Genomic DNA, 14,068 nt, shown 5'->3' on the forward strand with positions numbered 1-14,068 from the left:
GTTGTTTGGTCATCTGACACCTCGATCTGGCGAGCATTCTCGCCTAAATGGGTGTCCGGTTTCATTAGACCACTACATAATATCCCCAGGCTTGGGGTAGCTGAAGCCAGTCATGGCAAAAAGCTGCCTATCGAACCAGTTTGCATTGGGCATCGTTACGGGGCGGTGGCCAGCCTGAATACTGATCCTCCATGGCTCAACAGTGTTGCGCTATGTCGAGCTTCCTCCCTTCAACCTAGCAAGCCCCTGCTTGATATGGCCTGCGTTTTCACCAAGCGCGTGAAGCGCCCCACGCACATTGACACCAACCTCTAACGAGCCTTGCTGCTCTGCCAATAATGTCAGCTCCATGAGAGCGGCTTCGAGGGCGAGCTGGTTCTCGTACATTTTTCTAGGACATCAGGTAGCGAATAGTTGTTTGGCGTTGCTTCGATTTCTTTCGAGAAAATCCAAGCATAGCAGCGACATTACCCACTACAGATACCTGCTGCAGGTTGTAGTGTGAGGGTGTGTGATTGAGGAATTGACAGGAAAAACTTTCCGCAATTTTTGAAGTGTTCCGCAATCGGTCACTTTGCCGGTGTGACCCTCATCCCCTTGCGCGATCTGATGTGCTGCTCTGTCATGCCGATTGTGGTATGTCCCAGGTGGAGCCGCACGCGCCCGACTCGACTCGGCGCATGCTCAACGAATTATCAGTATCACCAGCGACGGTGACCAAGGACTGATCGCGTTGACTGCTTGTCAGGCCTATGGGCGTGAGGTTTCGCGCTGAAGTTGAATGACTGCAGTCGACTCAACGTCAACGTCAACGTCAACGTCAACGATCACCAGCACCAACGAAACGCACGCGATTCGTCCTTTAGACGTGTTTGTTAGCAGACTCCGGTGCGGGCCGGCCTTGCCTTCTTCCTGGCGCTGACTGGAGGAGCGGCAGGTCTTATTCGCTCCTAAGTACGTGGTCGATGGTTGTGGTGGTGATACGGCCAAGAAGTTGTCGCAGTATCGGCCGATGGGCTCGGTGGTGGGGCGGCCAGCTCTTCCAGGTGGGTGATGATGTCGTCCGGCTTGAGCACCAGTACGTCGCTGTCCAGGGTGTCCAGAATCATTTCGGCAGTGTTGCCGATCAATGCGCCGGACAGTCCGGTACGGGCCACGCTACCGATCACTGTGAGCGCCGCTTCGAGCTTGTGCGCGATGTATGGGATCAGCACATCGGCTGAGCCTTCCTCGATATGCAGGCGTTCGTCGCTGATGTCGAATTCGGCCTGGAACGTCTTGCATAGTTCGCGATAAAGAGCCTGAATGCTCTCCTTGAGTTGGAGTACGGGGTTGGCTGCCGAGAACAGGGGGTAGGGGTGGGCGCTCATCATGTGCAGAGTGCCGCCCGCCAATGTGGCGATGTCGTAGCCGTGGCTGACGATGCCGGAATGCAGGACGCGATGCTCCACGTCACTGTTACCGGCATCAATGGCCGCGAGAATGTTGCCACCGGTCCAGGGTCTTGCGGTTTTTACTATCAGCACCGGGCTGGGGCAGTATCGCAGCAGCTTCCAGTCCTCGGGGGTGAGGAGGGCCTTCATCAGTGATGTGTGGGGCAGGTGCTGCTTGATCACCAGGCCACAGCCCTCCGCCTGTTGGGCGGCGATGATGGTCTTGTGTGAACTCCCGTGCCAGGCTTGCTGGGCACTGACGCTGTAACCCTCCTGGACCAATTCGCCTTGAATGTCGTTCAGGTAGGAGTCATGGTGGTTTCCCTTGTCGCAGGCCAGCAGATGCAGGTGCGACCGGGTAGCGCCGGCAATCATTTTGGCTCTGTTCAGGATCTGATCCCTGGACTGTTGCGGATCCACCACCACCAACGTGTTGCGAATGGTGTGCATGAGCGTGTTCCTGTGCTGAGTACAGCGTTCATGTGGATGGCGGGCACTCTTGGCCTATATCCTTTCGGCCGGATGTACGCGTACTGGCCAACCCTTGCCTACCTGTTAACCGGAAGTTCATTTGCCAATACCCTGCACGCGACAGCTAAAATCCAATCTCGCCCGCTCAGTCTGATCGTGATGCTTAAATCGAGCGGGTATGGATGATTATGAAACTGCTGCTGATCGCTTATGCAACTACGCAATATGAATCTCCAGCACTGGCGCCGTTGTTCCATTGCATCTATAGTGATGCAGGGTAAGTTGTAACGCGGCCGGTACACTTGACGCTAGTTGTAACGCTGTAGGTACACTTGTTGGTGCTGGAGGAATCACGTTATTTCTTGTTAATTGCGCTAATGACACAGGAAACGCGATAGCATCTGCCGCCTTCAATGCCTCGCATACCTACGCCTATCCGCCCGCACAAGTACTACACCCCACGTGGATACCCAGATCCTGTAGTGATGATCGAATCGAGTTGCTCTCCGGCGAGCATTTTTGCTCGCACAACTCAATGGCTAAGTATGATGGTTATTCTGCTTGATGTTTAGGTGGTTATTCGACTGAGTTAGTTGATTTTTACCTAAGTAAACTCTAAACAAACCTTATTCGATCTGATGAAGTAACACCTTGCCCGCTGATCGAGACACCTGAAGCAAATTCGCTTTTGCGATGGCAAGTATGCCGGATAATTCAAGCAGACTTGTCGCGAGCGATTCCTGAGTGCATCTGTCACGAGATCTATTGATTGTCTTGCCATGGAAGGCCAGGCGACCGGAGTGGGCATCACTCCGGCGCCGCCGTCCCCGCAGATGCTCCCTGCACGTCCAGCCAGGTTCGCGGCCCTGTGCACAAGGCGCAGCGAACCTGGAATCCGCGATCAATACAGTGTCGATATCACTGATGCAGCACGAACGTCGCCAGGGTTTTCAGCTCGTCCGGGCTTAACTGCGCAAAAGGCGGCATCGGGATGCTTCCCCATTTGCCGGTTCCACCGTTTTGAATACTGGACATTATCTTGGCCAGCGCCTGCGGATCGTTGGCGTATTTGGCCGCCACCTCGTGGTAGGCCGGGCCTACGACTTTGTGATCGATGGCGTGGCAAGACAGGCAGGCATTGCCCTGGAGCAATGCCATGGCGTCGTCGACTTTGGCGACGGGTGCCACCGGGCTTGAGACAGCCTGCACATCGGCATCGCCCGCCCGGACACTGCCGTAGGTCACCGCAAGGTAGGCACCGATGATGTTCACCTCCTGGTCGCTGATGGGAGCACCGTACACCTGCTGCATCTTTCTGGCTTCTGCGGTCCATTGCGCCAGGCTCATGCCGGGAGGCTGGAAGTTGATGTAATCGGCAGAATGGCAAGTGGAGCACTTGTGCTGCGCCAGTGGGTATCCGGGCAGTGCACTGGGGTTGAGTACCGCCGTTTCGGGCGGCAACGTGATGGCGAGTGGCGCTGCGTTCACCAAGGTCGCCAAACAAACCTGAGCCGCGCACAGCAGGGTGGTCATGGGTTTCATACAAGGCTCCTCAGGCGACGATCACGTGGCTGGTTTCTACGACGTGGCGGCGGTAGCCACCGGGGTTCCAGTCGGCTTGCAACGGTTGTGTCTCGCCCGCACTGTTGCTGGCCCGTACCATCAGCTGTGTGGCGCCCTTGCGGGCAAAGGTGATGGGCAGCGTCCACTGGCGAAAAGAGTAGCGCCCAAGATCCTCTCCGAGCCGGGCTTCGCGCCAACTGTTTCCGCTGTCGATCGAGACTTCCACCTTGTTGATCCCGACACCGCCATCAAATGCAATACCCTTTAGCTCCACGCTCTTTTTCAGTGGCAACACATCGCCGTGTTTGACGCTGGTGATGAAGCTGCGTACCGGCAACCTGGAAATCGGCCGCGTTTGTGCTGCTGTCGTGCCGGGGGCGATGCAGAGGCAATCGTTGTCTGGGACGCGGTAGCCTTTAGCCATGAAGAAGCCGTCGTAGGTGTGGTCGACGACTTCGATCTCACTCAGATGCTTGATCCAATAGGTGCCGAAGTAGCCTGGCACGACCAGGCGTATTGGGTAGCCGTTGAGGAAGGGCAGGTCGGTGCCGTTCATCGACCAGGCGATCATGGGTTCACCGTCCATGGCATGGCTGATGTCCAGCGCCTTGATGTACTCCGGTGTGCTCGGCAGTACTGGCTTGTCGAGCCCACGGAACGTCACTTGCCTGGCGTCGGCTTTCACACCCGCCTTTTCCAGCACCGCCTTGAGCGGGACGCCCACCCAGCGGGCATTGCCCATTGAGCCATTGCCCAATTGCGCGCCGAACACGCGCGGCATCGAGAACCCACGGCTGTTGCCGGAGCACTGATTGACGGCCACCACCTCTACCGGTTCGGCCAGGGCCTTGAGTTCCGCGAGGGAAAGTGACAGCGGTGTGTTGACCGAGCCCTTGATCGTCAAGCGGTAACTGTCCGGATCAATGCTGGTCGGGAAATTGGCCAGGTGGTAGCGCACAAAAAAGGCATCATTTGGCGTGATAGGCCCTTCGTTGAAGATGGGGAACGGGGTCTCAAGGTGTGGCGGGCGGGTGGTCACCAGGGTCAACGGCCGTTTTTGCGGGTATTGCACCAAGGGTCGCGGACCGGCGGCAAAGGTGATTTCTTCAGCGGTTTCGTCTCCGGCCTTGGCGACGCGGGCCAGCGCAGAAGCCGTCAACGCCAGGACCAAGGCATCACGTAGCACGCGCCGGCGGTTCGGCTGGCTGGTTTCTACAAAATTGAACTTCATTCTTGGCTCTCCTTAGCTTTTTATGATTGTTTTGCTGAGCTGTCACTGAAAGCCCCCGTCGGGATGGAGAGGCATCAGGTTTAATGTGCAGATGGAGTTTCGCTTGACTGTTCGGCTTTGGTGAACAAGCCAGTATTGTCATGCGCAAGCCGACGGCTTTTCATTGAACGTCAATGACTTTGCATTTGATGACACCTGCATGTCGCGAATGGATCAGCTCAATGAATCGGATTTCAACCTCATGCACCTGTGGCCGAGCGCGCTCGCCTTCGTACTTCTCTGTGTATTGAGCGCCTGGATGTGGTCGCTCGGTCACAATTGATTGCCAGGCGGGTGCCTGCCACTGTGTACGGATGCGACAATGGGGCCGGTCATGGAACTAACACCGGCCATGGCGTCTACATTCCAGGGAGTACTCCCTTTCTGAGAGGACGGATATGTTCAGATCTCGCTCGTTGATTACAGCGGTTACATGCCTTGCGTTGGCCTGCGGCTCAGCCACAGCATCAGCCGACCCGGGAAACGGGAAGGGGCAAGGGAATGGCAAGGGCAATCCGCAATACAGCCAGGACTATGACAACCAGGGAGGCCATGGCAACAAAGGCAAAAACTCAGACGGCGGCGATTGGGATAATGGCCCGAGCATCAATCGCGGCGCCGTGCTTGGCATTATTGGGGGCTATCAGGACTACTGGAGCCCCGGGGCTTCCTTGCCGCCCGGCATTCAAAAGAACCTGGCGCGAGGCAAACCTCTACCGCCGGGGATCGCCAAGAAACTGGATGGTCGGTTGATCGGCAGGCTGCCTCACTACGATGGCTACGAATGGCAGCAAGCAGGGACCGACCTGATACTGGTCGCGCTCGCAACCGGGCTCATTTATGAAGTGCTCAACGGCGCCTTCGATTGACGGACTGGCTGACAAGGCGCATCCAGCATGCGCGTTGTTGAAGTCTCATGGGGCGGTGTGCCTGTCTGACTCAGGGCACACGGCCTTCCGTCTGTCGCGAGACTTGAACTGTCGGGGGCTTCAGGCGTCATACCTAACGCCATAACAACCCTCACGGAAGCTATCATGCTTTTAAAAAACAAGAGTCTCGTTGCTGTAATGTCATGCGCCCTGATGCTTGCAGCCGCCCCGTTACTCCCTGCTGACCTGTCCATCATGAACTCCGCCTACGCGAAGGAAGGTGGTGGTGGTGGTGGTGGTGGTGGTGGTGGTGGTGGCCACGGTGGCGGAAACGGTGGCGGCCACGGCGGTGGTCACGGTGGCGGTACGGGTGGCGGTCACAGCGGTTCGGGTCATGCCGATGGTTCCAGCAGCAATGGCCACGGTAAAGGACTGAGCAGCGATCATGCCGGCAAGGCTACTCGCGACCACGGTCTCAGCGGCAACCACTATGGCAGTGATCGCAATGATGATAGCGGCCATGGCAGCACGACTTCAGGCATTGCCCAGTCCAGGGATACGCGCGGCGTCGCCAAAGCCACGGCGATCTCGGCGACGACTCCGGGCGATCACAACACCAAAGGCTTGAGTAATGCCGGGCCGTCGGATTCAAAGCCATCGGTTTCAAAGAAGTCCCATTGAGCGTAAAGGACTGAGCAAGCCGCTCTCTCGGGAGCCAGGCCTGTGCAGTCAATCCGGCAGGAAGGCGCGGGCAGGTCACCCGGATCTCGCCTGACGTTCTTCAGCGAGTCTGCGCGACACCTTTTCAGTCCTCTGCAAAGGTGTCGTGACGCTACTCGCCGGCCGGTTGTTCATTCCGTATGAGCAGCGCCCTGGCCAGGTCTTCATCGCTGGCCTTGAGGCCTGGATGATCCTGGCGAATCTGCCTGAGCACCGACTCCAGATAAACCCCCCGAATGGCACCGCCACTGGCGACGAAGCTGGAAAGGTCATCGCGGGCGGGCGTCACGATCTTGTCGTCCTTGAACGTTGAGTACAGCGACGCGGAAACCCCGGCAGAGGTCGCGACATCGCTCGCGTCCACATCGGCCATGGCCGAGCCCACGGGCAGGCAAAGCAAAAGCGCAGGAATGAGCAGTAAGGAACGCATGGTGTGTTCTCCCAAATCACGTAGCCTGAAGGGGCTAGCCTTACTTTTATGAGGCGCGGTGTCCGCCGGGAGTTCCCCCATGAAAGCGGCTTGAGACTGGACAGGGTTGAAGGGTGAGGCCCCAGGTTTCCCAGGCACTCAGGTCACTGGCTGTAGGCCACCGTGCCAATACGAAATGATTTACAATGCCGTTCCTTTGATGGGGGCGGACTTGGGTGGATGTTCTCGTTTTATTGCATGACTACTTGAGCCGGTGGGTGCTTGAGCCGGTCACCGAGCAGTTTCTCGGCCTGTTCGATCTCAATGGCCGCCTCGGTCTGGCGTTCCTCTTCACGTCCTATGCCATCGCCTACAGCCTGTTCCTGTACCGCAAGCGGCGAGGGCTGACCGACGCGCGCTCGTTCGTGCAGTTCATCGGCGGCCGTCGCGTGCATTTCCATCGTTCGGCCTTGCTCGATTACCGGTACTACTTCGTGCGGGCGATCCTGAAAGTCGCGCTGGTGCTGCCCATCGTCGGTCTGGTTGACCCCTACATCCTGCGCTCCGGGGACTATATCGGCTTTTTCACCCGCCTTTGGGGGGCGCGGACGCAGGTGGGGGAGCACCTCGGGTTATCCCTGCTCTATGGGCTGGGGGTGTTTCTGCTCAAGGACTTCATCCATTACTGGGCCCATCGGGCGTTTCATTGCCGGTGGTTGTGGGCGTTCCACAAGGTCCACCATTCGGCCCCCGTTCTGGTGCCTGCGACGGCAAGCCGGGTGCACTTCGTTGAAAAGATTGTCGAAAAGCTGAGCACTGCGGTTGTCCTTGGCGCCTATGCCGGTATCTTCTGGTACGCCTGTGGCGGCGTCATCGGCCGCTATACTTTGTTCGGCGTCACCTACCTGGTGTTGATCCTCAATGGCCTGGCGGCCAACCTGCGCCACAGCCATGTCTGGCTTTCGTTCGGTCCTGTCATCGAGCACGTGCTCAACAGCCCGGCCCAGCACCAGATTCACCACAGCGATGCGCGCCAGCACTTCAACAAGAACTTCGGTACCAACCTGTCACTCTGGGACTGGATGTTCGGCACACTCTATGTCACCACCTCGGCACCCGAGCCGGTCCGGTTCGGTACCGGGGCGCAGGATCACGAGCGGTACCTGACGGTCTACAGCCTGATCGTCACGCCCTTTGTGGACACGGCCCGCAGGCTGTTCCTGGCCAAACGCCCCAGGGTGCGTGCACCCGGCGCCTCAGAAACACCCTCTGTGTAGTGGGCGACGGTGTTGGGCCGGGAATCCTGCCTGCGCCGCCAGGCTTTCACGGGCGCATAAAAAAGTCCGCGTTCGCGGACTAAAAGGGAGCTTTTCAAAGGAGTGGGAAGACTCTGCGCCCCAGGGTGTGATCAATTCGTGAAAAGGACGTCATGGAATTGCTAAAAGGGTGTTCGCTGTAAAGGCCCGGAGGGCTCAATCGGGCATGCGAGCGGTGATCTCCTGAAAAGTATCGTCCTTCAACACCGCCAACAGCTTCTTACCGTCCTTGAGCGTTGCGATGACCGTGACTTCTGTCTCTTCGCCCGCTATCAGGTACCCGGCCACCGCGCCTATCGGACCCAGCAGCACCGCTCCGGCGATTCCAAGACCGATGGCATCCCGGGTGTTCTTCACCGATTCCACACAGGCGGCTTCAAGAGTTTCAAACGACGCGACGGGGATCCTGACGGGACGACCGAGGAGCGATTGCAGGGTAAAGACGCCTGATTGATAGTTGGCGTCTCCTGGCAGGAAGTCGCCAGCAAGTACGCTGATCGTTGCCATTTTTTCGTCCTCTGGCAGTCGTGTTGACTCATCATTTCGTACCTATGGACGATGGGCGTCAACGTCATGGCGATGAGCTGCAGCTCCGTTGGTCTTGCCATGGCCGAATAACGCAAGGAGAGGGGCACCGAACACATGCCCGTGGCGAGCGAGCTTGCTCGCGCTGGGCTGCGCCGCAGCCCCGAAACCGGTCCCCGGATTTTATCCGTAAGTGTGCAATAGACCTGTCAGGGCACGCTTCGCGCTGGAGCACCAGTCCGGCCCAGCGCAAGCAAGCGCCCTCGCCACGCAGGCAGCGTTCAATCAGCCCTTTGGTGGGTTGTCATTCACGCGCCGGCGCTACCGGCTGGCTGCGAGCGGTTGCGGGTGAGGCAATCCCGGCCTATGTTCCAAGCGATGCTTGAGCTGCGAGCGTCGCGTGACGACTCGCAGCAGGTTGCTGTCCATCCAGTGCGGGTTGCCGCAGAGAGGTGATGACATGCCGAACAATTCCCGTCCCGCCGTGCTCGAACTGATCGGCAATACGCCGCTGGTGCGTATCAGTCGCTTCGATACCGGCCCGTGCACGCTGTTCCTCAAACTCGAATCACAGAACCCCGGTGGCTCGATCAAGGACCGCATCGGCCTGGCGATGATCGATGCCGCCGAGCGCGACGGCCGCTTGCGTCCTGGCGGCACCATTGTCGAGGCCACCGCCGGCAATACCGGCCTGGGCCTGGCCCTGGTGGGGCGCGCCAAGGGCTACCGGGTGGTGTTGGTGGTGCCGGACAAGATGTCCACCGAGAAGGTCTTGCACCTCAAGGCGATGGGCGCCGAGGTGCACATCACGCGGTCCGATGTCGGCAAGGGCCACCCCGATTACTATCAGGATGTCGCCGGGCGGTTGGCGCAGGAGATCCCCGATGCCTTCTTCGCCGATCAGTTCAATAATCCGGCCAACCCGCTGGCCCACGAGTGCAGCACCGCGCCCGAGATCTGGGCGCAGACCCAGCATGACGTGGATGCCATCGTTGTCGGTGTCGGATCGGCCGGCACGCTGACCGGGCTGACCCGCTTCTTTCGCCGCGTGCAGCCGAACCTGGCGATGGTGCTGGCCGATCCACTGGGCTCGGTGGTCGCCGAATACAGCCGCAGCGGCACCCTCGGCACGCCCGGTTCCTGGGCCGTGGAGGGCATCGGCGAAGACTTCATTCCATCGATTGCCGACCTTTCCAGTGTGCGCCAGGCCTATTCGATCAGCGACGAGGAAAGCTTCGATCATGCCCGCCAACTGCTGCGCGCCGAAGGCATTCTCGGCGGCTCCTCGACCGGCACCTTGCTGGCGGCGGCACTGCGTTATTGCCGCGAGCAGACCGAGCCCAAGCGTGTGGTCAGTTTCGTCTGCGACACCGGCACCCGCTACCTGTCCAAGGTCTACAACGACCAGTGGATGAACGACCAGGGCCTGTTGCAGCGCAAGCATTACGGCGACCTGCGCGACCTGATTGCGCGCCGTTTCGAGGATGACCGGGTGATCAGCGTAGGCCCGGACGACACCTTGCTCACCGCTTTCCAGCGCATGCGCCTGGCGGATGTTTCACAACTGCCGGTGCTGGTGGACGGGCAGCGGCTGGTCGGGGTGATCGACGAGTCCGACATTCTGCTGGGCGTGCACCAGGACGCGTCGCACTTTCGGATGCCCGTGGCCAGCGCCATGACCGACAAGGTGGAAACCCTGCCGCCGGGTGCCAGTCTGGCGGAACTGGAGGCGGAACTCGACCGTGGGCTGGTGGCGATCATCCAGGACGCCTCGGGCTTTCACGGCCTGATTACCCGGGTCGACATGCTCAACCACTTGCGGAGATCCCTTGCATGAGCCAGCACGATGAAACCGTCGCGCCACGTGACTTTGCCACCCGGGTGATCCATGCCGGGCAGGTGCCGGACCCTTCCACCGGGGCGCTGATGCCGCCGATCTACGCCAACTCCACCTATGCGCAACAGAGCCCCGGTGTGCACAAGGGGCTCGACTACGGGCGCTCGCACAACCCCACGCGCTGGGCGCTGGAGCGCTGTGTCGCGGACCTGGAAGGCGGGACCCGGGCCTTCGCTTTCGCCTCCGGGCTGGCGGCCATCGCCACCGTACTCGAACTGCTCGACGCCGGTGCGCATGTGGTCTCCGGCAACGACCTGTACGGCGGTACGTTCCGACTGTTCGAGCGGGTGCGCCAACGCAGCGCTGGCCATCGCTTCAGCTTCGTCGACCTGACGGACCTGGCGACCTTCGAAGCGTCGCTGCAGCCAGACACGCGGATGGTCTGGGTCGAGACACCGAGCAATCCCTTGCTGAGCCTCACCGACCTGGCCGCGGTTGCGCGCCTGTGTCGCGAGCGAGGCATTCTCTGTGTGGCCGACAACACCTTTGCCAGTCCGTGGATACAGCGGCCACTGGAGTTGGGTTTCGATATCGTGCTGCACTCGACCACCAAGTACCTGAACGGTCACTCCGACGTGATTGGCGGCATTGCGGTGGTCGGGCAGAACGCCGAACTGGCCGAGCGCCTGGGTTTCCTGCAGAACGCGGTGGGTGCGATCGCCGGGCCGTTCGATGCGTTTCTGACCTTGCGCGGGGTGAAGACCCTGGCACTGCGCATGGAGCGCCATTGCAGCAACGCGCTGGAACTGGCGCAATGGCTGGAGCGTCAGCCGCAGGTCGCGCGGGTCTATTACCCGGGCCTGCCCTCGCACCCGCAGCACGAGTTGGCGCGGCGGCAAATGCGCGGGTTCGGCGGAATGATTTCCCTGGACCTGAACAGCGACCTGGCCGGTGCCAGGCGCTTCCTCGAGGCGGTGCGGATCTTTGCCCTGGCCGAGAGCCTGGGCGGGGTGGAAAGCCTGATCGAGCACCCGGCGATCATGACCCACGCCAGCATCCCGGCGCAGACCCGCGCGCAACTCGGCATCGGCGATGCGCTGGTGCGTTTGTCCGTGGGGGTGGAGGCGGTCGAAGACCTGCGCGCCGACCTGGCCCAGGCGCTGGCGCGGATCTGAGCCCGTCGCCATGAACAATCCAGAAGCCTTGGTAATGCGTTCTGTAGGAGCGAGCGCGCTCGCGATGGACGTTAACGATTACACGTGTTTTCTGAGTAATCGCGTTGTTCTTGAGTTCATCGCGAGCACTCGAACGTCGACCGGCTGCTCCTACAAATTCGGTTTCATCTCCCTTGGCGGGTTCCGGATAAACCTGCGGTTTCGGGGTAACAGGGGTTAGCCCGATAAGGCAGAAAAAATGTTCAAGGATGCGTGCCGACCTGTGCTGACCTCCAGGTGCTTATAGGTGTCGGCATCCGTCAGGCACAGCAGTTTCCTGCCATCCTTGAGTTCAACCCAGAACGTCACCTGAGCCTCATCGTGGCTCAAGGCGGTGTCGGTGACGGCGCAGAGGGGCGCCAGCGCCAGGGTCGCGGCCAGGCCCATGCCGGCAGGGTTCTGCGTGAGTGATTGCGGGGCCTGGTTCAACAGGGTGAAATCCTTGATGTCCGTCACCGGGACGTTGAGGCCCGGCCAGGGATAGAGCGCGGTCTCGACGTTGAGTACACCCGGTCCGCAGGTCCCGACACCATAAAGAAAATCACCGGCCAGAATCTGGATGTTAGCCATGTGGACACCTCCTGATATCGACCTCGTGGACATTTCACGCCCCAAAAAAGGGCGAGTCAATGACCGGGCGACAGGCGTGGGATTCAGGCCTCAGATATTGAGCTTTTCGCATTCGGCCTGGGCTTCCAGGCGGGTCCCATAGTGGGCTTTCATCCGCTGTTTGTCCTGATTGTCGTAGAGGTTGAAACCCATCGGGGCCAGCCCGGTGTGTAGCCGAATACCTCTACGGCCGGATGCGGTCTTGATGGGGATCGCAGGAACCACAACGAATCGGGGGATCATTTCCCTGTCCTCTTGCCTGGCGGATGTTAAGCAATAGAGGCAATAAGCCGCCACCGCAAGCGCGCTTCAGGGGTATCCGATGAACTGTGCGCGCCGGGGCATTATGTCGGGATGGCCGTTTGTCCGGCCTGTGGTTATGCTCTGTGGGTTTTCATTCGTTAACAATAATCAACCACAGTGACGTTATGAGCCAACCAGAGACGCGTGCGACTGCCTTAGCGCTGTATCCCGAGGATTCCCGCGAAGCAGCGGCGCTGCTCAAGCAGGCCGTGCCCTTGATGGTGCGTCACAACATTCCACCCAATCCGGTGCATTACGCGCTCTGGTACACCTACAGCAAAGGCCGGGAGCCAGAGCTCAATCGTCACCTGGACAGGATGGTCAGGGACTTCGAGGGGGTCCCGGCAGAGTCTGCTGCCCGGCTGTTTCGTGAGTACATCATCCGCGATGAACTGGAGGACGCTCGCAGCGGCCAGCAGCAGGCGATCAACCTGGTGGACGGCATGGAGCGCGACATCTCGCGAAGCGTCAGAGGCAGCCAGCACTTCCAGGACCGCCTCGGGCATTGCCTGGACATGCTGGAGGAGCCGACTGGCGAACGCTTGCCAACCCTTCTGAGTGAACTGCAGCAGAGCACCCGGCTGATGCAAGGCCAGCAAGAGTTGTTCCTTTCCCAGTTGCACTCGGCGCAAAACGAGATCAAGAGCCTGCGCGACAAGCTTGAGCGCGCCCAGTTGGCCGCGACTCTCGATGGCTTGACCCAGGTGCTCAACCGAACGACGTTCACCCGTTTACTGGAGCAGGCGTTGGGCGCCGGTCAGGCGGGTGTGGCATTGATCATGCTGGATATCGATCACTTCAAGCAGTTCAACGACCAGTACGGCCACCCGTTGGGCGACCGGGTGCTCCAGCATGTCGGCGAGGTGCTGCGCAATGCAATCAGCCCGAATGTCACGGTGGCGCGCTATGGCGGTGAAGAGTTCTGCGTCATGTTGCACGCATGCAGAGACCTCGATAACGCCGGGGATTTTGCCGAGCAACTGCGCCTGAAGGTGCAGGCCTTGCGGATCAAGGCGCGCGGTACCGACCAGGTGCTGGACAGGGTCACGGCGTCCTTCGGTGTCGCCCTCGCCAAACCGGATGACACCCTTGAGAGCTTGCTGACGCGCGCCGACGACGCGCTGTGCCAGGCTAAACGCAATGGCCGAAACCAGGTCCATCGGTCGGCCTCGACGTGACCCTCGCAAGCCTGCAGGCGAGCCGCTGAAAATCGTCGCGCGGTATCCACGGATTTTCCTTCAGAGGCTCAGTGTCGATGAGCGGTATGGCGCGAAAAAAGTGTGGTTATTTAAGGGCTTAGCGGATAAACGGTATAAAATTAACCTGTAAATATCTTGTTACAAGTCAATGGGTTAGGTATTATCGTCCTGCGTTCACCACCACGGTTTATGCATTTTTAAGCCCCAAGTTTCCATCAGCTACTTGGGCTTTTTTTTGCCCGCAATTTGACCCCTGGGCCTGCAGGTTTTCTGCTGTCGGCGTTCAGTGTCCATCGCCGCCCGGTTATTTCCCCAGGCCATAAGGGCGAC

General features: G+C 59.7%; 14 protein-coding genes and 2 pseudogenes. 8 read left to right on the plus strand and 8 right to left on the minus strand.

Going from position 1 to position 14,068, the window contains the following annotated elements; translation table 11 throughout:
- The coding region (locus tag AC3WQN_RS18110) for a hypothetical protein (RefSeq protein ID WP_492606949.1) at positions 1–315 on the plus strand (315 nt) is incomplete at its 5' end.
- Here the strand turns inward: AC3WQN_RS18110 and AC3WQN_RS18115 are convergent.
- A pseudogene (locus AC3WQN_RS18115) lies at positions 211–434 on the minus strand (hypothetical protein). The gene AC3WQN_RS18110 and the pseudogene AC3WQN_RS18115 overlap by 105 nt on opposite strands.
- A 215-nt stretch (positions 435–649) precedes the next feature.
- Here AC3WQN_RS18115 and AC3WQN_RS18120 point away from each other — a divergent pair.
- Positions 650–775: pseudogene (locus AC3WQN_RS18120) on the plus strand (lysis protein); the annotation flags it as partial.
- 175 nt (positions 776–950) lie between these two features.
- Here AC3WQN_RS18120 and AC3WQN_RS18125 read toward each other — a convergent pair.
- The 3 genes from AC3WQN_RS18125 to sorA form a co-directional block, all read right to left on the minus strand.
- Positions 951–1,883 carry a universal stress protein gene (locus AC3WQN_RS18125; protein WP_103402384.1) on the minus strand — a complete coding sequence of 311 codons (933 nt, stop codon included), beginning with the start codon at positions 1,881–1,883 and terminating at the stop codon, positions 951–953.
- Between the two features lie 939 nt (positions 1,884–2,822).
- Positions 2,823–3,446 carry a SorB family sulfite dehydrogenase c-type cytochrome subunit gene (gene sorB, locus AC3WQN_RS18130; protein ID WP_103402383.1) on the minus strand — a complete coding sequence of 208 codons (624 nt, stop codon included), beginning with the start codon at positions 3,444–3,446 and terminating at the stop codon, positions 2,823–2,825.
- A 10-nt stretch (positions 3,447–3,456) separates the two neighbouring features.
- Positions 3,457–4,698, minus strand: coding sequence for a SorA family sulfite dehydrogenase catalytic subunit (gene sorA, locus AC3WQN_RS18135; RefSeq protein WP_103402382.1), 1,242 nt, complete (start codon positions 4,696–4,698; stop codon positions 3,457–3,459).
- 437 nt (positions 4,699–5,135) lie between these two features.
- On the opposite strand from sorA, the gene AC3WQN_RS18140 reads away from it, so the two are divergent.
- On the plus strand, positions 5,136–5,606 hold the full coding sequence (locus tag AC3WQN_RS18140) for an anti-virulence regulator CigR family protein (RefSeq protein WP_103402381.1): 471 nt from the start codon (positions 5,136–5,138) through the stop codon (positions 5,604–5,606).
- A 165-nt stretch (positions 5,607–5,771) separates the two neighbouring features.
- Complete coding sequence (locus AC3WQN_RS18145) at positions 5,772–6,287, plus strand: hypothetical protein (RefSeq protein WP_492589244.1); 516 nt, start codon at positions 5,772–5,774, stop codon at positions 6,285–6,287.
- Positions 6,288–6,438: 151 nt separating this feature from the next.
- Here AC3WQN_RS18145 and AC3WQN_RS18150 read toward each other — a convergent pair whose 3' ends face one another.
- Positions 6,439–6,756, minus strand: coding sequence for a DUF2388 domain-containing protein (locus AC3WQN_RS18150; protein ID WP_103401677.1), 318 nt, complete (start codon positions 6,754–6,756; stop codon positions 6,439–6,441).
- A gap of 215 nt (positions 6,757–6,971) precedes the next feature.
- Here AC3WQN_RS18150 and AC3WQN_RS18155 point away from each other — a divergent pair, with 215 nt between their 5' ends.
- Entirely contained in the window at positions 6,972–8,012 is a 1,041-nt protein-coding gene (locus AC3WQN_RS18155) for a sterol desaturase family protein (protein WP_103401678.1), read from the plus strand.
- A gap of 195 nt (positions 8,013–8,207) precedes the next feature.
- Here the strand turns inward: AC3WQN_RS18155 and AC3WQN_RS18160 are convergent, their stop codons facing one another.
- On the minus strand, positions 8,208–8,558 hold the full coding sequence (locus AC3WQN_RS18160) for a hypothetical protein (RefSeq protein ID WP_103401679.1): 351 nt from the start codon (positions 8,556–8,558) through the stop codon (positions 8,208–8,210).
- A gap of 478 nt (positions 8,559–9,036) precedes the next feature.
- On the opposite strand from AC3WQN_RS18160, the gene AC3WQN_RS18165 reads away from it, so the two are divergent.
- Both AC3WQN_RS18165 and AC3WQN_RS18170 read left to right on the plus strand, forming a co-directional pair.
- On the plus strand, positions 9,037–10,413 hold the full coding sequence (locus AC3WQN_RS18165) for a pyridoxal-phosphate dependent enzyme (RefSeq protein ID WP_103401680.1): 1,377 nt from the start codon (positions 9,037–9,039) through the stop codon (positions 10,411–10,413).
- Entirely contained in the window at positions 10,410–11,588 is a 1,179-nt protein-coding gene (locus AC3WQN_RS18170; protein WP_103401681.1) for a cystathionine gamma-synthase, read from the plus strand. The genes AC3WQN_RS18165 and AC3WQN_RS18170 overlap by 4 nt, the downstream gene beginning before the upstream one ends.
- A 216-nt stretch (positions 11,589–11,804) precedes the next feature.
- On the opposite strand, the gene AC3WQN_RS18175 is transcribed toward AC3WQN_RS18170, so the two are convergent.
- Both AC3WQN_RS18175 and AC3WQN_RS18180 read right to left on the minus strand, forming a co-directional pair.
- On the minus strand, positions 11,805–12,197 hold the full coding sequence (locus AC3WQN_RS18175) for a hypothetical protein (protein ID WP_103401682.1): 393 nt from the start codon (positions 12,195–12,197) through the stop codon (positions 11,805–11,807).
- A 90-nt stretch (positions 12,198–12,287) separates the two neighbouring features.
- Positions 12,288–12,479, minus strand: coding sequence for a hypothetical protein (locus tag AC3WQN_RS18180; protein ID WP_103401683.1), 192 nt, complete (start codon positions 12,477–12,479; stop codon positions 12,288–12,290).
- 185 nt (positions 12,480–12,664) lie between these two features.
- Between AC3WQN_RS18180 and AC3WQN_RS18185 the strand changes: the two genes are divergently transcribed.
- Positions 12,665–13,717, plus strand: a complete 1,053-nt coding sequence (locus AC3WQN_RS18185; protein WP_103401684.1) for a GGDEF domain-containing protein — start codon at positions 12,665–12,667, stop codon at positions 13,715–13,717.
- Positions 13,718–14,068 lie beyond the last annotated feature (351 nt).

It is taken from the genome of Pseudomonas sp. FW300-N1A1 (assembly GCF_058789115.1).